The sequence below is a fragment of the Dellaglioa sp. CoH-55-MRSF-8 genome, from assembly GCF_056782195.1.
On the sequence record NZ_JBXAYH010000008.1, the window covers coordinates 1 to 23,282 of the forward strand.

Sequence of the window (23,282 nt, forward strand, 5' to 3'; positions counted from 1 at the left end):
ATACTGGGATAAAGCCATTTAGAAACATATTAAATTTTATATTATTTCATCCGTCAACTTGACAGGGCCTAGTACATTGTTGAAACTTTTTTTCATTATTTAATGTATCGAACTGCGGTACCATATGCGGCAACTGATTGCATATCTTGACCAATTGAACCGGAATCAAAACGCATCATAACAACTGCATCAGCACCCATGCTTACTGCATTGTCGCGTAAACGATCAATAGCAGTATCTCTTGATTCAGCCATCATTTCTGTGTAGGCCTTAATTTCGCCACCGACAATATTTTTAAGACTGGCACCAATGTTTTTGATAACATTTTTAGATTGTGTTGTAAGGCCAAAAACTTCCCCAATTACTTCATATTCTCTACCCGGAATACTTTCCGTTGTAACGACTAGAATTTTATCTGACATCTATAAAACCTCCCTTTATTAGTATCTTCATAGTAACATAGTTACTTTATAAGAGACTGCAGATTTGAACTGATTATTTTGTCTCTTGGAGGACTTTAATTGTTTTAACTTTAACATTAGTTGTAGGTTTATCACTTGAATTAACTGCAACTGCGGCAATTTTATCAACAACATCCATCCCTTTGATAACTTGACCAAAGACAGTATAAGTACCATCAAGTGAAGGTGTGCCACCATTTTTGTATGCATCAATAATTTTTGACGGTGTGCCATCTTTAATATCAGCACTGGTACTTACATCTTGGTTATTTTGAACAATGTAGAATTGACTACCAATTGAATCAGGTTCTGACGTTTGTGCCATCGCTAAAGCACCACGGATGTGGTAAAGGTTACTTGAAATTTCAGCACCGAATGTATGACCATAAATACTTTCGCCACCAGTACCATCCCCTTTAGGATCGCCACCTTGAATCATAAATTCGTTAATAACACGATGGAAGAGGGTATTATTATAGTACCCTTTTTTACTATGAGTAATAAAATTCTTCACAGCTTTTGGTGCATATTCCGGGAATAATTTGATTTTGATATTTCCCTTTGTTGTCTGAATATCTACGACAGCTTCTTTTTTTGTTACTTTTGAACTAAGTTGTGGTAGTTCAACGTTTGACGCTACACTTGATGAAGAAGTAGTAGTTTCCGTATCATTTGTTGTTTCTGCATTTTGATGGTAGAAGAAGAACCCAATTCCCCCAAGAATAATGATAATAATTACTGCAATTAAACCAATCATTTTTTTGTTTTTCATATTAACCCCAAACTTTCTTTATTTAATTACTCTAGTTTAACGTACGAGGTAGAAGTTATACAAGTCTTAACTTAAACATCCAGTTTAGCGCTTGTATATAGTCATTATGATTGTTATATTTAACATATATAAATGGGGATGACTCACGGTTAAATGAGGATTTAATACTTATATGAACGTTATCAATTGTGAACGATATAAAAATTTACATAGTTAGAGGATTACAATACAATTATCGAAATGGATTAGTCAGATTTTGTATTGTTAAGAAAAGTAGTAGGGGGTTACGTTTTGTTAGTTGGTAATAAATTGGGAAATTTAGATTTATACATAGAAAAAATAATAAATAATGTCATGGCAAGAGATGTGACTCGTGTCACAGAATCGGGGATGGCATAATGGTAAAACAAAATAAGAAAGATAAAGAAAGATGGCGTCATCGGCATCCGTGGATTTTTAGAGTTATTGCAATATTTGGTGTTTTATTTTTATTAGGAGTTACGACGATAAGTATTTATATTGCGACAGTTATTAAGTCCGTGCCAACAGTTACAAGTCAGGAATTAATATCTGATGCCAGTTCAAATATGTATGATAAAGATGGCCAGTTAATTTGGTCTTCAGCGCTGAATAAACGAGTTTATGTTAAGTCAAAAGACATTCCTGAAACATATAGTAATCTGTTATTAGCAACAGAAGATCAAACATTTTACAAAGACGCGGGATTTTCGCCCTCCGGCTTATTTAATGCGGGACTTTCTTCCATTAAATCAGCTGTAGGTAAAGGGTCAGCTCGAGGTGGATCAAGTATTGAGCAACAGTTAATTAAATTAACTGTTTTTTCAACGAGTAATAAAGATCGGACTGTAGACCGGAAAATAAAAGAATTTTTCTTAGCGCAACAGTTATACCATAATTATAGTAAGAAACAGATTTTAGAGTTTTATGTTAATAAAATGAGTCTAGGCGAAGGATCATATGGGGCACAGACCATTTCAGAAACGTATTTTGGTAAAACTTTAAAACAATTGAGTATTAGTCAACAGGCAATTATAGCTGGATTGGGCCAAGCCCCTTCTACCTATAATTTATATTCAAACCCTAAAGCCGTTCAAACACGCCGAAATATAATATTAAAAACAGGGCTTGAGAATAAGGTAATTACAAAGAAACAATATAAAATTGCTGTCGCAGAATCAGTGACAAAAGATTTACAGAAACGCCATTGGATGGAAAATTCTGTTACAAAAAAAATTCTTGAAAATAATGCTTATGTTACTTCTGCCTTAGAACAAGTTAGCGATAAAGGGTACGATTTAGCTAAAACTCCATTACAAATTACAACAGCGCTTGATTCAAAGCAAAATGCGACTGTTAAAAAATTAGCTGATAATAAAAAATATTATCAAAATTCAGCAGAACAATCTGCAATTACAATTACAGATCCTAAAACGGGGAATATTGTTGCTCAATATGGTGGACGTCATCAAAAAACTGCCTTCAGTTATAATCGGGCAATTTCTACGCAGCGTTCGTCAGGATCAGGAATTAAGCCACTATTAGATTATGGCCCTGCTATTGAATACTTTGGGTGGGCAACCACACATGCCTTAGATGGCACTTCATATACTTATCCGGGAACTAATCTTGTTGCTCAGAATTTTGATAAAGTGAGTTATAAATCAATAACGATGCAAAACGCATTACGAGTTTCGGCTAATACACCAGCAATTAGAACGTTAAATACTGTTGGGAGTGCGAAGGCTAGCCAATTTTTAGCACAAGTAGGGATGGCTCAAAATAATGCACCTGCGGGGTCGCAGGCTATTGGACTCGATGTTTCTACCGAACAAATGGCGACAGCATATGGCACCGTTTCAAATGGCGGAACCTATCATGCGGCTCGTTACGTCACAAGTCTAAAATTTTCAGATAATAGTGTTAAAAAATATGAGGTAAATAGTAAACGTGCTATGAAGGCCTCAACAGCATTTATGCTAACGTCAATGATGGAAGGCGTACCTAATGCCGGTGGGACAGCGCCTTCTGCAAGAATTGATAATGTTCATCAGGCAATGAAGACAGGGACCGTCGGTTATTCTGCTTCATCGGGATTTCCAGCGAATGCAAATATGGATGTCTGGATGAATGGGTTCACTAAATCAACTTCTATTTCGATGTGGTTAGGGTATGATGAACCAATGAAAAAAGGACATTATATTACTGATGCTGCATCTGCAATGACAAATGTTAATTTATATCGTGACCTAATGGTACATTTTTCAAAAGAAAAGAATGCTGATAATAGTGAGTGGACAAAACCATCAACTGTTATACAATTGTCAGGAACTGGTCTTGCAGCTCAATATGAACCTAACGATAAAGTAGTAACGTTAGGCGTTAAAGAGCCAGAAAAAATTGATGTAAAAAAAGCTAAAATATATAAAACGTATTTGTCTAAAAAGATTGCTGAGGACACGTTAAAAATAAAATTAGAGGATCCTTCATATCACAAGAAACCTGAAGCATATAAAATTGGTTCATGGGAGCAGTCAACTCAGAAAAAATTAAATAATGTTCAGAAAAAATTAGACAAGGCTAATGATGGCATTAAGGCGGCTAAAGAGACGTTAGAGGGTGAATAAAAATGGAACCGAGATCAAGAGGGACAAAGCAAACAGGAAAAAAAACTGTTAACCGAGAAAATAAAGCAGATTTTAAACCAGAACAAGCTAGTCATAAATCGATACGACAATTTTTAAAGTGGGCGTATCGTATTTTGTTGTTTATTGCGGTTAGCTTGAGTATTTGGAGCGTCTATACGGTTATCAATCGGTATCAAATTAGTCTTGATTGGTCCAAAAATGATAATTCAAAATTAACAATGGCAAATCAAACGCCAGACTCACTCTACGACTCTAATGTTAAGTCTAAAGAAGCAAAACAAAAGTTTAATGAAATTTATGCAGATAGTTACAACATTAAAACAGAGGAGTTAACGACTAAAGCAACTTCAAGTGAAATGAAAAAATTAGATGATACATTATCAAATATTTCTAAGAATTCACGTGCTGATTACCAGACAAAATATGATAATTTATTAAAAAAAGTGAAAGTGAATTCATTATACCAAGATGTATTTGTTAAGGATGATGAACAAACAGTTAAAGTAAATGTGACCCCTGGAACGATTCAAAAATTGAATAATGAACAATTTGGGTACATTAATCAGTTATTGATTAATTCTTCAAATAAAGATCAATTTGCCAATCGAATTTATACACTACAAAAAAATTTGGCAAAAGATGCAATAGCAATAAACGGTGTAATGTCCATTGCCATGAAGACAGCCACGTATGACCCTTTGTCAGGTAATGTAGAAATCTTGAAAAAAAGTACAAGTCAGCAAATAGATGACTATACGAATGCTGTCAGTAAATTACACTATTCATGGAATAATCTTGCCTTTTTAAATCAAATTGAAGAAGTGATAGCTAAAGATTTAGCCACACAGACAGAGCAGTATCAGGTATTTGATGATTATAAAAAAGATCTTTCAGATAAGAAACAAGCCGATAAAAAGTTGGTTTCACTTGAAGAAACTTTATCTCATGCATTAAAAAAACAGGCTGAAGATAAGAAACAAGCTGAAATTTATATAAAAGTTCCTAAATTTGGATCTCAATCGGAAGCGCAAAAGTGGGCCAACAAAAACCATATAGAAATTGTATTTGTACAGAAATGGTCTGGGAAAAACATGATATTATCGGAGCCGAGTGAAGGAAACTTACTTAAGCGAACAGATAAATTAAAGGTAATTATCCAACACCAAAGTTATAAGGGAACTTCAGCAAATAAAATTTACTCGGGAGCAAGTAAAAAGTCATCCAGCGCATCAAGCCAGGAGGCAAAGGCAAGTTCTGTAGAAGAATCAAGTTCAACGGATGAAACAAGCTCTAGTTTAGAAGCCGACGCGTCATCAGATACAGCCGTAAGCAGTTCAGAATCAAGTGCTATTAGTAGTAGTACAAGCCAGGTAAGCAGTTCATCAGCTACTAAAATACAGTAAAAGTAGTTACAATACATTAAAATTGATGGTATTAAAATATATTACGAAAAAAAACTAAAAATATTCATATTATTTAGTTATACTAATGGAATATAAGACCGCTCAAAGTAGCAGATAAGATTATGATTTTCATTAAATTGGAAATGAAAGAGGAATAATATGAAATTATTGATGGTAGAGGATAATAAGGCAGTTTCTGAAATGATGTCGATGTTTTTTCAAAAAGAAAAATGGGACGTTCAGTACGCTTATGATGGTAATGATGCTGTTGCTATGTTTAATGAAGATCCGGATAGTTGGGATATGATTACGCTTGATTTGAATTTGCCTGGTATGGATGGCATGCAAGTCAGTTCTACGATTCGAAAAGTTTCAGCTAATGTCCCCATTATTATTTTAACGGCACGCGATACCGAAAGTGATCAAGTTCTTGGATTAGAAATGGGCGCAGATGATTATGTAACAAAGCCTTTTAGCCCAATAACATTGATTGCTAGAATTAAGGCCCTTCACCGCCGGGCAGAAAAACCAAGTGTTGGAACTGACGATGAAACAGAAAATGAAAGTACTAGTTTTGATATTGTCACAACTCACTTTAAATTAAGTACAGCTCGTCGAGAAGCATACTTACAAGACGTTTTAATTCATGATTTAACACCAAAAGAATTTGATTTGTTGAAAACGTTGGCCAATAAACCAAAACAAGTCTTTTCAAGAGAAAAACTATTGGAATTAGTTTGGGATTATGAATTTTTTGGTGATGAACGAACAGTTGATGCACATATTAAAAAATTACGTCAAAAAATTGAAAAAGTGGGTCCACAAGTTATTCAAACGGTGTGGGGTGTCGGTTATAAATTTGATGACTCAGGAGCTGGTTACTAATGAAGCTACTTTATCAGCAAATGTTAGCATTCTTCGCGGTTATTATTACATTGGTCATTGTATTTGGCGCTTTATTTTTAAATTTCACGAGTGATATGGTCTATAAAAATACATGGACACAATTGGAAGGTTACTCGGATAGTTTAATGTCAGAATCAATGGTTTTAAAAACAACCGATTCAAAAACGCAATTTAATTTAAACTTAAATAATTTAAGAAATGCAGAATTAATTTTAAAAACGCAAAATGTTCGATTTACTATTTATACTAAAAAATCTAAAATTATCTATCCTGATAATGCGGTACAGGACAATATTACAAGTGAGCAGTGGAAAAAATTGGAAAATGGTGAAGTTGTTCACCGTACACCGCATATTAATAGACAATTAAAAACAGATATGAAAGCAATTAATATGACCGATATTTTGAAACCTTATTTTTATAATGGTAAATTATATGCGGTTATATCGGTTGGAGCCAATGTTTCTAATATTCAATCCAATATGAGTCAAATGACTCAGAATTTGGTTATTGCGTTTATTGTCTCTGTTATCGCTGGAATTATTTTGAGTTATCTTTTAGCGAGATACTCTGTTTCTAGAATTAATCGATTGAGACGTGCAACTCGAATGGTTGCTGATGGTAATTTTGATGTGCATATCGAAAGTAGACATCGAGATGAAATAGATGATTTGGCACAAGATTTTGATGGCATGGTTTCTTCATTGAAAGAATCAGAGAAAGAAATAAAACGTCAAGAAGAACGTCGTAGACAATTTATGGCTGACGCTGCACACGAAATGCGTACACCGTTGACAACTATTAACGGACTACTTGAAGGGCTAGCATACGATGCAATTCCAGAAGAGAGCAAAGGGAAGAGCATTGAACTAATGCAAAGTGAAACTAAGCGATTAATCCGATTAGTCAATGAAAATTTAGACTATGAAAAAATTAGGACAAATCAAATTACGCTAGCACCAAGTAATTTTGATGCGGTTATTGTTTTGAATAACATCGTTGAACAACTAACAAAAAAAGCAATAGAAGCCGACGATAAGATTGAATTAAGTGTTCCTAAAAACTTAATGGTTTTTGCGGATTACGATCGATTTGTGCAAGTTATTTTTAACATTACGCAAAACGCCATTCAATTCACTCAATCAGGAACGATTCATATTTCAGCTGAACGTGGTTACCATGAAAGTATCTTTAGGATTACTGATACAGGTATTGGCATGACAAAAGACCAGCTAGAAAATATTTGGGAACGTTACTACAAGGCAGATCCATCTCGTAAGAGTACTAAGTACGGAGAATCAGGATTGGGATTATCAATTGTTCATCAATTAATGCAACTTCATAACGGAAAAGTTGAAGTGATGAGTACTGAAGGAAAAGGGACAACGTTTACATTGACGTTTCCAAATCAAGAAAATGAATAAATAGTTAAAAAATTATTAAAGAATGATTTCTATATACAAATAGAAATCGTTCTTTTTTGTGATATAGATGTAATTCTGTTACACTAAAAAGCGGTTAATAAGATTATTAACTAAGTTTAATATTACAAAATTGTTAGGTTAGTATGACATAGATGAATGCTAAACGGGGGAAAAAAAGTGTATACTATATTCATTCTAAGGGGGATGTGATAAATATGAGCCAAAAATGGCATGATTTAAAAGAAAATGAAGTTTTTATGTTTATCGTTCGAACTGCCTTTTATTTTATTGTATTGGCGATGCTAGTTTACCTGTATTCATTTAAAGGTATAAGTAATGGTACGTTTATCTATAATGAATTTTAAAGGAGAGCAAAGACATGATAAAAAATGTAATTAATCAAATTGATATGATCGCAATGTCCGATCCCAATCGCATTGTTTACAATGATTTGGGTGAGACAAATACTTATCAACAGTTAAAAGAAAAATCTGATGCATTAGCATTGCATTTGATTGAATTAAATTTAGATAATAAACGTCCAATTATGATATATGGAAATCAAAAATTTAATATGCTAGTGGCTTTTTTAGGAAGCGTTAAAGCAGGGCACGCATATATTCCAATTGATTCGCACTCACCAGCTGAGCGTTTAGAGTCAATTCAAGAAGTTGCGAAACCAGTCGCTTGTATAGCTGTAGCAGAATTACCTGAAGTTAAACTCGATGTACCTGTAATTTTATCAACTGAATTAACAGAAATTATTGAGAATAATCAAGGGGTAGAAGTTCCTGATCCTAGTTTCCAAGTAACTGGTAAAGATAACTTCTATATTATCTTTACATCTGGTACGACTGGACAGCCAAAAGGGGTTCAAATTAGTCATGATAACTTGATAAGTTACGTGAACTGGATGATAGAAGATTTCTCTCTACCAGAACATCCCAATAGTCTATCTCAGGCACCATACTCATTTGATTTATCAGTAATGGACTTGTATCCTACATTAACTATGGGTGGTAAGTTATCTGTTTTACCTCAAGAAGTGACGGATAATTTCAAAGTTCTTTTCCAAACGTTACCTACTCTGGACTTACAAGTTTGGGTTTCAACACCATCATTTATTGATATTTGTTTATTAGAACCAACGTTTGATGATAAACATTTACCAGATCTTAGTCGATTCTTATTTTGTGGTGAAGAATTAACTCACAAAACAGCTGCAGCATTGAAGCAAAGATTCCCAATGGCTAAGATATTTAATACGTATGGTCCTACGGAAGCAACAGTTGCGGTTTCGAGTGTTGAGATTACTGATGCTATTTTAGAACAATACCCACGATTACCAATTGGTTATGCCAAATCAGATACAAAGATGGTTGTAGTTAATCCAGAAAATGAACTAGTACCAAATGGTGATGAAGGTGAATTAATTATTGCTGGACCTAGTGTCTCAAAAGGTTATCTTAACAATCCTGAAAAAACGGCCAGTGCTTTTTTTGAAATGGATGGCGTAGCTGCCTATCGAACTGGTGATGCAGCAATCATAAATTCTGAAGGGATGTTGTTATATCGTGGACGAATTGATTTCCAGGTTAAACTACATGGTTACCGAATTGAATTAGAAGAAGTTGACCATCATGTGTCATCGCATCCATTTGTAAAACAAGCAATCACTATTCCAAAATATAATAAGGATCATAAAGTGGTTCAATTAATTGCGTATGTTGTTCAAAATGATAATCCAGTTGAACGAGACTCAGAATTAACAGTTGAAATTAAAAAATACTTGTTAGATACAATGATGTCATATATGATTCCACAGAAGTTTGTTTATGTTGATGTTTTACCATTAACGCAAAATGGTAAAATTGATCGGAAAACACTAATAAATGAGGTGAATGCTTAATGGTATCATTCCAACCTTATGTCAATCCGATGTACTTTCTATATCTTATTGTTGTTTTAATTCCAATTATTGTTGGTTTGCTTAATGGTAAAAGATTTAGATTGTATGAAACGTTAATTTCATTACTCTTTATTTTCTTAATATTTGGCGGTCCAAAACTTCACGAAGGCTTTAATTTACTTATTTATATAATTTTTGAAGTCTTACTTATCGGTTTATACATGAATTATCGTAGTAAGTATAATCAAACGTGGGTTTTTATTATGGCTGTCCTTTTAGCGATAGCACCATTATCCATCGTAAAAATAACACCAGCCATTAATAATGGTATACCATCAATTATTGGCTTTTTAGGAATTAGTTATTTAACGTTTAAAGCGGTTCAAATGATTATGGAATCGCGAGATGGTAGTATTAAGAAATTTGATTTGATGCTAACCTTACAATTTTTATTGTTTTTCCCAACTATCTCATCGGGACCAATCGATCGTTACAGACGGTTTGTTAAAGATTATCAAAATGTCCCAAGTCGAGAAAAATATTTAGAAATGTTACAAAAGGGTGTATTTTACATTTTCTTAGGTTTCTTATATAAATTTTTACTAGCATACCTATTTGGTACGATGCTGTTACCTCACGTCGCACGTATTGCATTACTAGACGGTGGTATATCGTGGGCCTTAGTTGGTTACATGTACACGTACAGTATGGATTTATTTTTTGATTTTGCTGGTTATAGTTTATTCGCAGTTGGTATCAGTTACTTTATGGGAATTGAAACACCTCCTAACTTTAATAGACCTTTCATCGCACACAATATTAAAGACTTTTGGAATCGTTGGCACATGACACTTTCATTCTGGTTCCGTGATTTTGTTTATATGAGATTAGTCTTTTTTATGATGAAACATAAATTAATTAAAAGTCGAATAACAACAGCTATTGTTGGTTATTTTGGATTATTCTTACTCATGGGATTTTGGCACGGGGTTACTTGGTATTACATTGCCTATGGCCTATTCCATGCGATAGCTATCGTCATTAATGATGCATGGCTCAGATTTAAAAAGAAACATAAAACCAGTATTCCAAGTAATAAATTTACAGAAATTTTTGCAATCTTTATTACGTTTAACATCGTTTGCTTAAGTTTCTTAATCTTTTCAGGATTTTTGGACAAACTATATTTTTCATAAAATAGATAATTAGAGGAGAATTGATATGAACACAAAAGATAAAGTTTTAGATATATTAGAAGAGACAACAGGTAGCGCAGAAGTTAGAAATAATTTAGATTTAAATGTTTTTGATGAAGGCCTATTAGATTCAATGGGTTCAATTCAATTAATCTTAGAATTACAAAATGAATTAGGTGTTGATATTCCAATTTCAGAGTTTGAACGTTCTGAGTGGGCAACACCAAATTTAATTATTGCAAAAGTAGAAAGCTTGATCTAAATGGGATTGAAAAAGAAGTTATTCATGATCATTGGGCCTGTTGTTTTGGCTGTTGCATTACTATTAGCCATACTACTTGCACCAGTCAATTATAATTTCAGTTCTGCAAAAACTGAAGAAAAAGCAGCAGTATCGCAATCTACTTTAATTTTAAAGGGCTCTGCTATTCGTCAAAAGGCATTAGATGATGGTTATGTGGCATTTATCGGTTCATCCGAATTTTCACGGATGGATTCGATGCATCCTTCAGTTTTAGCGAAAAAATATAATCGTTCATATCGTCCATTTTTAATGGGAACTGGTGGGACACAATCGCTTAATCATTATTTTTATTTACAAGGTATCAAAAATCAATTAAGAAATAAAAAAGCAGTTATGGTGGTATCACCACAATGGTTTGTTCCTAATGGTGTAAGAAAGCAGGTATTTAATAATTTTTATTCACCATTACAAACAACAGAGTGGTTACTATCTGCAAATGCTAACAGCCTGTCAGATCGTTATGCTGCCAACAGATTTATTACTTTAATGTCTGGTGAAGGAAATGAATCTGTACTGAATGCAATGCATAAAATTGCTGAAGGACAGTCGTTATCTGAAGCGGATGCTACGATGCTTCGCTTGAAATTAACGATTTTGAATCATGAAGATCAATTATTCTCAGGTTTTCCGATGGCCGATCGAACACAGACTATCGACAAACAAACTAAGAACCTTCCAGCAAAATATGATTTAAATAAATTAAATATTCTTGCCGGTAAATATGGTGCTAAATGGACAACCAATAATGATTTTGCAATCAAAAATAGTTATTGGGATAAAAATAAGCTTAACAAAAAAATTGGTAAGCTTGCAGGTACACAGACTAAATTAAATTATGATCATTCTGTTGAATTTTCAGATTTCCAATTAATTTTAAATCAGTTTGCTAAAGAACATACTGACGTCTTGTTTATTATTCCACCTGTAAACCAACGTTGGGCAAGTTATACTGGACTATCGTCGAAGATGCTAGCTAACTTTGATGGTAAGGTTACAAAGCAATTGAAATCCCAAGGATTTAATAAAATTGCTGATTTCAGTAAAGATGGTAATGAAGAATACTTCATGGAAGATACGATTCATTTAGGTTGGAAAGGTTGGGTTGCGGTTGATAGTTATGTGAACCCATTCCTGACTCAAAAACAAGTTAAACCTAAATATCATTTAAATAATTATTATTACTCAGAAGATTGGCAACAAGAATAAAAAATAATTGGAATAAACCCTTATTGCATATGCAATGAGGGTTTATTCTATTATAGGAGATTCTGCAAAGGGAATGATTTGCGGTTGAGTAAGTAACTCTGTCTGTTTAGTTGTGATAATAATGCTTAAATCTAATTGGCAGGTTAATTCTGTGACTAAATCAATGAAGAATCTTGTTTCTATTATTGAAAATTCATCAATTAAGCCTGATAAAATGATCACCGAATAATCGTTTAAGATAGCTCTAAAAATTAAAATAAGTGTTTCATCAAAGTGACTTAAATCAGTCGTTTTTTTGTTGATAAAATTCGGTGAATAGTGGTGAAAATATTGTCCATAAATTAATTTTGAAATAGTTTTATATGTTTTTTTGTGCTGTTTCTTAGATGTTAAACCCATATTTTGTGTGATAGTTAGATAAGGAACTATTAAGCTTAGTTCTTCAATTGTGATTAAAGTAACTAAATTTGAATTAATAAAGTCTTGATTTTCAAGTTGATTTACGAATTCAAATGATTTATCTAAAATGATTGAAACCGAATGGGTAGGGAATAATGAGGTTAATGATTGAGTTGTATTAGTGTATTTTTTTAGTTGCATTGTGATGCCTCCTATAATTTAATGAGATGAGTTACGGGTAGAGAATAAGACAGATAGGAATGAAATAAGGCTAATAGTTATACCGCCAGCAAATAGATATGCAGAATTAATGAATGATTCTTGCGAGATTAATGTACTAAATTGTACGTTTGTAGAGGAAATTAAAAAATTCCCATTAAAATTGGTTAATTTATGTGACAGTAATTCTAATAACTCAGAGGATATTTCTGAGGGAGAAAGTTGCATAGCTAATGAATGGGTTAGCCAATAAATATTTAGTTCTCTCAGCAATGAAGTATAGTTATTTTTAAAGAAGAAAATTAAAATTATCACTAAAATTAATGCTGCTATAAAGATAATAAGGACTTCAAGAGCGAATGCAAATGCGACTTTAGGCTGACTTTCGCCGATATTGTGTAAACTAAGATATTCGTTGATACGCTTGTTGATGATTTTTTTATAAACAACAATACTGATAGTAATACCCGCTATCAATAACCCAATAATAATAGGGTAGATTAGGCTGACTTGTTGTTTATGAATATCTGTTAAGACACTAAGTAAATTAGAACTAGATGTACTATTAACATTAATATGAGCAAGCATTTTTTTAAAACTTTTAAATGATTCAAATGAAATTTGATTAAATAATAAGTTTGAGAGACCGATTAGTATTGTGAAAAAAAATATGATAAATAACCCAACTGTTTGTTTCTTATGATAAAAAATACTAGATAATGATTGTAGAATTAAAGACATAATGACACCTCTTCGATTAATCTATATGACTAATTTTAAATAATAGTTATGAACATTATGTGAAGTTGTTTAGAATAAAAAAATAAACGTTACCGAAATTTATTTTTCGGTAGCGTTTATTTTGAACTGGTACTTGAACTTGAACTTGTAACAGTTTTTGAAGAAGAACTTGCAGTTGGTGCCTTTAATTCAGGAGCATCTGTTTGATATAAGGTTGTTGTCGACTTATTGCCATGTTTTGAATAGAGGCTTGTCGAATTGTTTTTAAGCGTTTCTTGTAATTTTAGTAATTTACTATATTGATTCTTATAGTTATAGTCACTTGGTTGCGTTGGCTTAAAATTCTTTGGTGTATAGTAACGTAATAAGTTTTGATTATTGACTGTATCCGATAAATTTAGTTCGGTACTGACTTTTGTCTGATCTTTCTTTATTGTTTCCTTAACAATTTTAGAAGGGTGCGTAACTTCTTTACCTGTTACATTATCATAAATTGTAGAATCTAAAACAGTATAATTAGGTGTAATGAAGTTTTCATTTCTAAACGCAACTGTCTGATCGTGATTCTTAGAAAATAAATCTGTCCCAAATTGAACATATGATGACGAATCTAGGCCTAATAAGTGAAGAAGGGTAGGTAAGACATCAACTTCACCACCATATTGATTTTGGATGCCACCATTTTTACTTCCAGGAATATTAATCATAAATGGAACACGTTGTAATTGTGTATTATCAAATGAGCTCCATGTTTCGGATGATTTACCAAGAAGTTTAGCAAGCTTCACATTTCTTGAATTTGAAATACCGTAATGGTCACCATAGAGGACAACCATTGTATTATTAGATAATCCAGATTTTTTTAAGTATGTGAAAAATTCTTTAACTGATTCGTCTAAATAATGAGCCGTTTGGAAGTAATTATTAACAGACGTATCACCTGTATCTGGAACTTCAAAGTCTTTATTTTTTGAATCAATATCAAATGGGAAATGATTTGACACGGTAATGAATTTTGCATAAAAAGGTTGCTGTAATTTTTCTAAATATTTAACTGAATCATTGAATAATAACTTATCTTTTAGACCGTATTCTAGAGTGTTATTTGCAGACGTATCATAATAACTTGAATCAAAGAAGTATTGGTATCCCATACTTTTATAAACGGAATCTCTGTTCCAAAATGATCCAATATTACCGTGGAAAACAGCACTAGAATAACCAGCGGTTTGATTTAAGATAGCGGGAGCTGCTTCAAATGTATTTTCGGATCCAAGAGATGTGAAAACAGATCCTTGAGGTAATCCATAGATACTTGTTTCTAAGAGATTCTCAGCATCAGATGTTTTACCTTGTCCGACTTGATTGAAAAAATTAGGAAAACTATAAGTTTCTTTACCATTGTATAGAGAATTTAAGAAGGGTGTGACTTCTTTTCCATTCACCTTAAAGTTAATTAAAAATTGTTGAAAACTTTCTAAATGGAGCACAATAACATTTTTACCTTTTGCGATACCATACATATTTGGATTAGGTGCTGCATAATGTGACTTTGTAAAATCAAGGACATCATTTAAATCAGAACTTTCAGCAGTATCGCGAACCCGATTGTTTTTAACTGTTTTGAAACTGTCGTAGACGGTATATGAATCAATTCCTAAGTATTTAACAATATAATTACGATCAAACGTTCTCGTAATTAATTGTGGTCGGTCAATTTCGCCTAATGTTAAACTTGCCAATGTTAGCATTATTGAGAATGATGTAATTGCAAACGCGTTAAGTTTACTGAATGGTCGAGTGTTAAATTTTAAATAGCGAGTTAAGAATAAGCAAATAATAAGCACTAAGTCAATGACGTAAAAAATATCGTGTGGTTTCATTAAAGCAAAAGAGCTGCCACTAATACCTTCAGAAACTTTAGAATAACCTAACATTGTATTAATTGTCATAAAATCAGTAAATTCTCGATAATAAATAACATTAAAAAATAGTAATGCTGAGTTCGCAATGTAAATTAAAAACATAGTCAAATATGAAATAACTGGTTTTTTAATGTATAATGCAAGTCCGAGTAGTAGCATGGTTGTGCCAAGTGGATTTAACAAAAGGACAAAGTATTGATAAATTCCTGAAACACCAAGGTTAAAATCAATAAGATATGCAGTAATTGTTTTTAACCAGAAAAGAAACAGAAGTAGGGTGAAAAATCCAAGCTTTGTGTTTAGAAATGTTCTAAATCGTTTGAGTGTCTGCACGGTTTGAACCGTCCTTTCGAGTATAATCAAATTAAAATCGTAACTGTAGTTTACAGTCTATATTAAATTTGTGTCAATTGATGCTAAGCTTTGTTAATGCATTTTTAACTTATTAAATTTACATGAAAAATAATGGTACATACTAAAATATCATGTTTTTATTTGTTAATATAGGAGAAGATGGAAGGTGAGGTTGAAAGAATGTTATTTTTATCAAAATTATATGAATACGTTTTACATCATTACTCACAAGGTATTAACCACTTTCCATTAATCCATCTTATTTTTTTAAGTGTTGATAAAACAATTTTTTACTTAATCGTGTATCTTGTTATTCGAGTAAGTATAGGGTTGTATCAAAAGAAAAAAATAAACTTCAGAACAGAATTTGTAAGGCTATTATTAGTTGCGTACCTCGTTTTATTAGTTGAATTGACGGTATTTAGATATGTCTATTTCCCATGGGATATCCGATTGAATTCAACCTATAATTTTCATTCTATCAATTGGACACCGTTAATTGAAACAATTAAACTGACAAATGGACAATCTTTGTTCGATTTCGTGTATAATCTATATGGTAACATTCTTTGGTTTGTTCCGTTAGGAATTATTTTACCCAGTCTAAAGCAATTTAAAAAGTATTCTCTAGTAAAAACAATGTTGGTTGGTATTTGTTTATCAATCGCTATTGAATGTGGACAGTTTGTACTAGGATCCGGAGTTAGTGATATAGATGATATCATTTTTAATTCATTGGGTACATTGATAGGCTGTGGGCTATATCTTATCTTAAATCAAATATTAAATAAAAAAGACGTTAAAAAATAGAAGGAGTGCTAGTCATTGAGAAAAGTAGAAATTATTTCACATGCAGCAAAAAAGTTTAAAAATGGATACCCATTAATTGATAAGGAAGATTTACAAACAACTCGTGATTTTAAAGAAGGAGAATGGGTTGCATTAACGCTACATAATCAATTTGTCGCTTATGGTTATTTTGCAGAACAAAATCGTGGGGATGGCTGGATTTTTTCACGAAATGAAGAATCACGTATTGATGAAGATTTTTTCTCAAAATTATTTAATAACGCTCGAATGAACCGTAAATCATTATTTACTAATAAGGAGACGAATGCCTTTCGTTTCTTTAACGGTGAAGGTGAAGGTATCGGTGGATTAACAATTGATTATTACGACGATTATTATGTATTTACTTGGTATAGCTTAGGTCTTTACCAACACAAAGATATGATTTATAGTGCATTTTCTGATGCAGTTACAAGTTATAAAGGTATTTATGCTAATCTTCGTTACGATACAAAGGGTGAACCATCAACATTCAAAGTTCGTGGAAAAGATGCACCTACGCCACTTATTGTTCAAGAAAATGGCCTTCAATTTGCTGCATATCTTAATGAAACAACGACAGGACTTTTCTTAGAACAACGTGAAATGCGTAAAGCAATTATGAATAAATATGCTGAAGGAAAACTTGTGTTTAACGGATTTAGTAATACAGGTGCAACATCAGTTGCTGCATCAGTAGGTGGCGCACTTAAAACAGTTAGTGTAGATGTGAATAATAAAAATATTGATCGTACAAAAGAACAATTTGTACTTAATAATATTGATCCTGAAAAACAAGAAATTCGTGGAATGGATGTTTTCGGCTATTTAGATTATGCAAAGAAACACCATATTAACTATGATTTAGTTATTTTGGATCCACCAAGTTTTGTACGTTCAAAGAAAAGAACATTCTCAGTTCAAAAAGATTATGTTCAACTTGCTGAAGATGCTATTGATATTACACAAAAAGATGGTGTTATCATGTTCTCAACTAATTCGGCAGGATTGACGCTCAAAAAATTAAAAGAACAAATCACAGAAGCTTTTGCTAATAAGAATCGTTCATTTACATTACTTGAAACATTCCGTTTATCAAGTGACTTTGTAACAAACAAGGAATATCGTCAAGGTAATTATTTAAAAACGTTAGTTATTAAAGTTGATTAATTAAAAAACAATCCTATTTATTATTAAATAGGATTGTTTTTTTTCGTAAAATATAAAAAATTCATAAAAACAAAATGCTTGTAATTAAACGTTTATGAGTGTTTTTGATGGATTTCGAATGTAACCCGTTTCAAATGTTGCTAAAGCTATCATCAAATTTTTGTTTTAAGGGTTGTAAATACGGTTACTTTACTGCTAAAATAGTTAAATCGCGAAAAAAGAATAAAAGAGAGAGAGTAGAGGATTTAATTAATTATGATTATCTTAATGGCAGTAATCCCTGCAATTGCATGGGGTAGTATTGGACTTATAAGTGGAAAACTTGGCGGAACTGCCAACCAACAAACAGTTGGTATGACATGGGGTGCCTTGATTTTTGGAATTGCCATTTATGGTATTTATCAACCAGAAATGGACACAAAAGTCTGGATTATTGGTATCGTTTCTGGTTTATTTTGGAGTTTAGGTCAAAATCAACAATTCCATGCTATGAAAGCAATCGGAATCTCAAAAACAGTTCCTGTTTCAACAGGCTTACAGTTAGCTGGTAATGCGTTGGCAGGTGTCATACTGTTTAATGAATGGAAGACAACTCAAATGGTTGTGATTGGTACTATAGCGATGATCGTTATTATTGCTGGTGCTGCTTTGACATCATTGAGAGATAAAAAAAATTCAGTTCTATCTGATTCAGAAAAAAATGAGAATACTGCTGCTGGTGTACGTGCTATTATTTTGTCAACAATTGGTTACGTAGGTTATACAATTGTTGTTCATTATGCAACAGTGGGCATGACTGCTGATGAATCACGTGCATTTACAATGGCAACAATCTTGCCACAAGCTGTTGGTATGGTTATAGGTGCTGGATTTGTTGCGCTTATTGCAAATGAAGTTATTATGCACTCATCAACTTTTAAAAATGTATTAACGGGACTTATTTGGGGCGCTGGTAACATCTTTATGTTCTTATCAATTCCTAAATTAGGTCAAGCTGTTAGTTTTTCATTTTCTCAAATGGGAGTGGTTATTTCAACATTCGGTAGTATCTACTTATTAGGAGAAAAGAAGACTAAGCATGAGATGATTTATGTCACACTTGGATCAATATTTGTTATTTTAGGTGTTATTATGTTAGGAATTATGAAAACTTTATAAAATGGTGAAGGAGTGTTAATCGATGGATTTAAGGAAAAAAGAATTTGCGACAACTCATCATGTTAGTAAATTAAAAAGAACCCTTAAAACCGGTGATCTCATTCTTTTAGGGTTAGGCGCAACAGTTGGTACAGGTATTTTCGTTGTTACGGGGAATGCTGCCAGTCAAGAGGCTGGTCCTGCCCTTATTTTGTCGTTTATTATTGCCGCAATTGCAGTTATAATGAACGGCTTTTCTTATGCAGAATTTTCATCAAGAATACCAGTTTCTGGTGGTTCGTATAATTATGTTTATGTTATTTTTGGTGAGTTTATAGCCTGGTTCGTTAGTTGGTTTACCATTTGTGAATATATTCTAGCGGGGGCTTCTGTTGCCTCAGGTTGGTCTGCGTATATGCAGGGGTTCTTGATAGGGCTTAATATCCACCTGCCTGTTGCGCTGAGTGCATCGTATAATGCAGCAAGAGGGTCATATATCGATATTATTGCTGTTATAATTACGTTAGTCGTTACATGGTTAACAACATTTGAAGCAAAAAAGGCACTACGTTTAAGCAAAATAATGGTATTTGTAAAATTTGCGATTATTCTTTTATTTATAGTAGTGGGTGTTTTTTACATTAAACCTGGTAACTGGCAACCCTTTATGCCATTTGGTACAAGTGGGGTAATGAGTGGGGCCGCATTAGTATTTTTTGCCTTTTTAGGGTTTGAATCTATTGCGATGGCATCAGACGAAGTAATTGATCCGCAAAAGACAATTCCAAAAGGAATTATTGGTGCGATAAGTATTTCTGCTATTTTTTATATTATTGTTACGTTAGTATTAACCGGAATTGTCCCGTATACACAATTAAATGTTAGTGATCCAGTTGCATTTGCGATGCGATTTGTAAATCAGAGTATTATTGGAAATATAATCTCGGTAGGTGCAATAATAACGCTTCTAAGCGTCTTAATTGCATTAGCCTATGGTTTATCGAGAATGATTTATTCGGAGGCGAGAGACGGATTATTGCCCCAATACTTAGCAAAAATTAGCGATAAGACGAATGCGCCCAAAGCAGCATCATGGACAGTCGGTATTTTTATTGCGATTGCAAGTGGGTTAGTGTCTATTGAAAGTTTAGCCAAATTGACTAATATTGTAACGTTAACCGTACTTGTTATTTTGGCTTTGGCATTAATAAGTTTAAGGAAACAATTTGGTGAACCTAGTAAAGGCCAATTTAGAGTTCCATTTGTACCATTGTTACCAATCTTGTCTATAATTATTTCAGTCTATTTGATGATTCAGTTACCGATTAATATCTGGGTTGCCTTTCTAATTTGGATTATTATAGGATTAGTTGCTTATTACGGTTACGGATATTCTCATAGTAAACAAAAAAAATAACGGAATTTGTAATTAAAGTTCTGTTTGACTGTTATATTTTCTACTAAGTATTGTATAATGTAAGTTGTTAAATAAAGAATATGAGGGAGATAATTAAAATGGCACATATTTCATTCGATAGTTCTAACTTATCAAAATTCGTCCAAGACAATGAACTTGGCGAAATGCAAGCACTTGTTACTGCAGCAGATAGTGAATTACGCAACGGTACAGGGGCAGGTAGTGATTTCCGTGGATTTTTAGATTTACCTAAAGACTACGATAAAGAAGAATTCGCTCGTATTAAAACAGCAGCTAAAAAAATTCAATCTAATTCAGAAGTTTTAGTCGTTATCGGTATTGGTGGTTCATATTTAGGTGCTCGCGCAGCTATTGAATTCTTAAACCATACATTCTATAACTTATTACCAGCTGAAAAAAGAAATGCACCTCAAATCTTATTTGCTGGAAATTCAATTAGTCCTTCATACGTACATGATTTAGTAGATTTAATTGGTGATCGTGATTTCTCAGTTAATATTATTTCTAAATCAGGTACAACAACAGAACCTTCAATTGCTTTCCGTGTTTTCAAAGAAAAATTAATCGCAAAATATGGTAAAGAAGAAGCTAACTCACGTATCTACGCTACAACTGATCGTAAAGTTGGTGCCTTAAAAGTTGAAGCTGATTCTGAAGGCTATGAAGCATTTGTTATTCCTGATGACGTTGGTGGCCGTTTCTCAGTTCTTACTGCTGTTGGTTTATTACCAATTGCTGCTTCAGGTGCTGATATTGATGCCTTGATGCAAGGTGCTGAAGACGCACGTGTTGAATATTCAGATGCTGATTTAACAAAAAATGAAGCATATCAATACGCAGCTTTACGTAATATTTTATACCGTAAAGGTTACACAACTGAAATTCTAGAAAACTACGAACCAAGTTTACAATATTTCTCAGAATGGTGGAAACAATTGATGGGCGAATCTGAAGGTAAAGATCAAAAGGGTATTTACCCATCTTCAGCTAATTTCTCAACTGATTTACATTCATTAGGCCAATATATTCAAGAAGGCCGTCGTAACTTGATGGAAACTGTAATTAATGTGGGAACTCCCGTTAATGATACTGCTATTCCTGAAGAAGAGGGCGATCTTGATGGCTTAGGCTACTTAGAAGGTAAGACAATGGACTTTGTTAATACAAAGGCTTTCCAAGGTGTTGTTTTAGCTCATACTGATGGTAATGTTCCTAACATGATTTTGAACATTCCTACACAAGACGCTTACACATTAGGATATACAATTTACTTCTTTGAAGCAGCTGTAGCTGTATCTGGTTACTTGAATGGAATTAACCCATTTAACCAACCAGGTGTTGAAGCATACAAAAAGAACATGTTTGCCTTACTTGGTAAACCTGGCTTCGAAGACCTTTCAAAAGAATTAAATGCACGTCTTTAAGATAAAAAAGTTATAAAATAAAAATCGTCTGAACTTTTAAAAGTTCAGACGATTTTTATTTGGAATAAATTAGTTCTTTTTGATCATTTTGTAATTTTCGTCATAATATTTACCATTACGAATATCATCTGGCATACCAACATAAGGTTCTTCATTGATAACATCTTCGTTATTTTGACCGGCATCACCGATGTAAGTGATTGTAGCAAATTCTGGGACAACCATTTTAGGATATGTTTCGTATTTTTCACGAGATTCTTCCATCAAATCGATATGGTCATTTTGGTAAGTAACTGTAATTTCAGGATGTTCTTGAACCCATTTAGGGAAGAAGATTGTTCCGTTAATTTTCATTTCGTTAGGTAAGAAATCTAGAGCGACATCAGTACCTGTAGGTTCTGTCCAAGCAATTTTATAAATACCTTCAGTAAGCATAACGATGTGAGCTTCTTGATCAGTTACCCAACGTCCAGCAACCATACCACCATGGATACGGTAGTCAACAGTATGATCATTTTTAGCGTACCATTCATATTCCCAACCGTTATCGTAAGTATATACAAAATGTGTACCTAAGAAATCATCTAATGTTTTAAACTTTTTTTCTGTATTTGTCATAATTTTTGTTCTCCTTTAAAGTGTTTATTTATACATGTAAAAGTTTACATGTTTTTGTTTACTTGATTATAGTATACTGATAAGTATTAAAAGTCAAGTTAAGGGGAAAAATGGCAAAAAAAAATAAATTACAATATATTATTTTAGGATTATTGAATCAAGAACCATTATCGGGGTACGATATAACTAAAGCATTTACGACTGATATTGGAGAATTTTGGCAAGCAGGACATAGTCAAATTTATCCTGCTCTTAAAATAATGGAAAAAGATGGATACATTACGCATGAAATTGAAATAGCAGGTACTAAGTTAGAAAAGAAAATATATTCTATTACATCACAAGGTAAAAAAGTTTTAATGGATTGGTTAGTATCAGATAGTGGGGAATTAAAACCGATTAAAGACGAATTTATTTTGAAACTTTATTTTATTAAAAATAAAGATGACGTTCAATTACAGCAAAGATTAATTGAGCAATTACAGTTACATCAAGTAAAATTAGATCATCTTGAAGGAAGAATGAAATTAATTTTTTTCTCAGAAGAAGAAATCAACAAACAATATGGTCATTATTTGATTTTAGATCATGCAATTGAACGAGAAAAATACTGTGTTAAGTGGTTTAAAAAGTATCTTAATTAAATAATAGACGCTTATAAAACGTCTATTATTTTTTTATTGAAGGTCTTTTTTTCTAATCTTAATCTTTTTGACTTATAAATTATGCTAGAATATGGTTATTAAACAAAAAATAAAAGGGCGGTTTCTATTTTGAAAAGA

The 23,282-nt window shown here is 32.7% G+C and carries 21 protein-coding genes; 15 read left to right on the top strand and 6 right to left on the bottom strand.

From position 1 onward, the window contains the following. Positions 1-95 precede the first annotated feature (95 nt). Together AC1RPW_RS07070 and AC1RPW_RS07075 are read right to left on the bottom strand one after the other, a co-directional pair. On the bottom strand, positions 96-422 hold the full coding sequence (locus tag AC1RPW_RS07070) for a heavy metal-binding domain-containing protein (protein ID WP_409022267.1): 327 nt from the start codon (positions 420-422) through the stop codon (positions 96-98). Positions 423-495: 73 nt separating this feature from the next. Continuing rightward, positions 496-1,233: a peptidylprolyl isomerase gene (locus tag AC1RPW_RS07075; protein ID WP_481761937.1), complete on the bottom strand. Its 738-nt coding sequence runs from the start codon at positions 1,231-1,233 to the stop codon at positions 496-498. 398 nt (positions 1,234-1,631) lie between these two features. Between AC1RPW_RS07075 and AC1RPW_RS07080 the strand changes: the two genes are divergently transcribed. The 9 genes from AC1RPW_RS07080 to dltD all read left to right on the top strand — a co-directional run bounded on the left by AC1RPW_RS07080 (position 1,632) and on the right by dltD (position 12,247). Beyond that, complete coding sequence (locus AC1RPW_RS07080) at positions 1,632-3,878, top strand: transglycosylase domain-containing protein (RefSeq protein WP_481761936.1); 2,247 nt, start codon at positions 1,632-1,634, stop codon at positions 3,876-3,878. A gap of 2 nt (positions 3,879-3,880) precedes the next feature. Next, the gene (locus tag AC1RPW_RS07085; protein ID WP_481761935.1) at positions 3,881-5,302 is read left to right on the top strand and encodes a hypothetical protein; all 1,422 of its coding nucleotides are present in this window, start codon (positions 3,881-3,883) and stop codon (positions 5,300-5,302) included. A 159-nt stretch (positions 5,303-5,461) separates the two neighbouring features. Next, on the top strand, positions 5,462-6,187 hold the full coding sequence (locus tag AC1RPW_RS07090) for a response regulator transcription factor (protein WP_481761934.1): 726 nt from the start codon (positions 5,462-5,464) through the stop codon (positions 6,185-6,187). Continuing rightward, positions 6,187-7,632 (top strand): sensor histidine kinase, encoded by a 1,446-nt coding sequence (locus tag AC1RPW_RS07095; RefSeq protein WP_481761933.1) that lies wholly within the window; start codon positions 6,187-6,189, stop codon positions 7,630-7,632. Before AC1RPW_RS07090 ends, AC1RPW_RS07095 begins: the two co-directional genes overlap by 1 nt. Positions 7,633-7,847: 215 nt before the next feature. Next, positions 7,848-7,997, top strand: a complete 150-nt coding sequence (locus AC1RPW_RS07100; RefSeq protein WP_409022273.1) for a teichoic acid D-Ala incorporation-associated protein DltX — start codon at positions 7,848-7,850, stop codon at positions 7,995-7,997. A 14-nt stretch (positions 7,998-8,011) separates the two neighbouring features. Further along, positions 8,012-9,541 (top strand): D-alanine--poly(phosphoribitol) ligase subunit DltA, encoded by a 1,530-nt coding sequence (gene dltA, locus AC1RPW_RS07105; RefSeq protein ID WP_481761931.1) that lies wholly within the window; start codon positions 8,012-8,014, stop codon positions 9,539-9,541. Next, complete coding sequence (gene dltB, locus AC1RPW_RS07110; RefSeq protein ID WP_481761930.1) at positions 9,541-10,737, top strand: D-alanyl-lipoteichoic acid biosynthesis protein DltB; 1,197 nt, start codon at positions 9,541-9,543, stop codon at positions 10,735-10,737. The genes dltA and dltB overlap by 1 nt, the downstream gene beginning before the upstream one ends. A gap of 25 nt (positions 10,738-10,762) precedes the next feature. Continuing rightward, the gene (gene dltC / locus AC1RPW_RS07115) at positions 10,763-10,999 is read left to right on the top strand and encodes a D-alanine--poly(phosphoribitol) ligase subunit DltC (RefSeq protein WP_481761929.1); all 237 of its coding nucleotides are present in this window, start codon (positions 10,763-10,765) and stop codon (positions 10,997-10,999) included. Continuing rightward, positions 11,000-12,247, top strand: a complete 1,248-nt coding sequence (gene dltD, locus AC1RPW_RS07120) for a D-alanyl-lipoteichoic acid biosynthesis protein DltD (protein WP_481762190.1) — start codon at positions 11,000-11,002, stop codon at positions 12,245-12,247. A 42-nt stretch (positions 12,248-12,289) separates the two neighbouring features. Here the strand turns inward: dltD and AC1RPW_RS07125 are convergent, their stop codons facing one another. The 3 genes from AC1RPW_RS07125 to AC1RPW_RS07135 form a co-directional block, all read right to left on the bottom strand. After that, a complete protein-coding gene (locus AC1RPW_RS07125; protein ID WP_481761927.1) occupies positions 12,290-12,847 on the bottom strand; it encodes a hypothetical protein in 558 nt (185 codons plus the stop codon). 18 nt (positions 12,848-12,865) lie between these two features. Continuing rightward, on the bottom strand, positions 12,866-13,606 hold the full coding sequence (locus AC1RPW_RS07130; protein WP_481761926.1) for a hypothetical protein: 741 nt from the start codon (positions 13,604-13,606) through the stop codon (positions 12,866-12,868). 116 nt (positions 13,607-13,722) lie between these two features. Next, entirely contained in the window at positions 13,723-15,633 is a 1,911-nt protein-coding gene (locus tag AC1RPW_RS07135; protein ID WP_481761938.1) for an LTA synthase family protein, read from the bottom strand. Positions 15,634-16,065: 432 nt separating this feature from the next. Here AC1RPW_RS07135 and AC1RPW_RS07140 point away from each other — a divergent pair, with 432 nt between their 5' ends. From AC1RPW_RS07140 to AC1RPW_RS07160, 5 genes are all read left to right on the top strand, one after another. Then, entirely contained in the window at positions 16,066-16,695 is a 630-nt protein-coding gene (locus tag AC1RPW_RS07140) for a VanZ family protein (RefSeq protein WP_481761925.1), read from the top strand. 15 nt (positions 16,696-16,710) lie between these two features. Further along, positions 16,711-17,883, top strand: a complete 1,173-nt coding sequence (locus tag AC1RPW_RS07145) for a class I SAM-dependent rRNA methyltransferase (RefSeq protein ID WP_481761924.1) — start codon at positions 16,711-16,713, stop codon at positions 17,881-17,883. A gap of 255 nt (positions 17,884-18,138) precedes the next feature. Further along, positions 18,139-19,041, top strand: a complete 903-nt coding sequence (locus tag AC1RPW_RS07150; protein WP_409022282.1) for a GRP family sugar transporter — start codon at positions 18,139-18,141, stop codon at positions 19,039-19,041. Positions 19,042-19,063: 22 nt separating this feature from the next. Next, positions 19,064-20,437, top strand: a complete 1,374-nt coding sequence (locus AC1RPW_RS07155; RefSeq protein ID WP_481761923.1) for an amino acid permease — start codon at positions 19,064-19,066, stop codon at positions 20,435-20,437. 98 nt (positions 20,438-20,535) lie between these two features. Beyond that, positions 20,536-21,882: a glucose-6-phosphate isomerase gene (locus tag AC1RPW_RS07160; protein WP_481761922.1), complete on the top strand. Its 1,347-nt coding sequence runs from the start codon at positions 20,536-20,538 to the stop codon at positions 21,880-21,882. Between the two features lie 69 nt (positions 21,883-21,951). On the opposite strand, the gene AC1RPW_RS07165 is transcribed toward AC1RPW_RS07160, so the two are convergent. Beyond that, complete coding sequence (locus AC1RPW_RS07165) at positions 21,952-22,500, bottom strand: phenolic acid decarboxylase (RefSeq protein WP_481761921.1); 549 nt, start codon at positions 22,498-22,500, stop codon at positions 21,952-21,954. Positions 22,501-22,610: 110 nt separating this feature from the next. Here AC1RPW_RS07165 and AC1RPW_RS07170 point away from each other — a divergent pair, with 110 nt between their 5' ends. Further along, positions 22,611-23,144, top strand: a complete 534-nt coding sequence (locus AC1RPW_RS07170) for a PadR family transcriptional regulator (protein ID WP_409022286.1) — start codon at positions 22,611-22,613, stop codon at positions 23,142-23,144. The last annotated feature ends 138 nt before the right edge of the window (positions 23,145-23,282 follow it).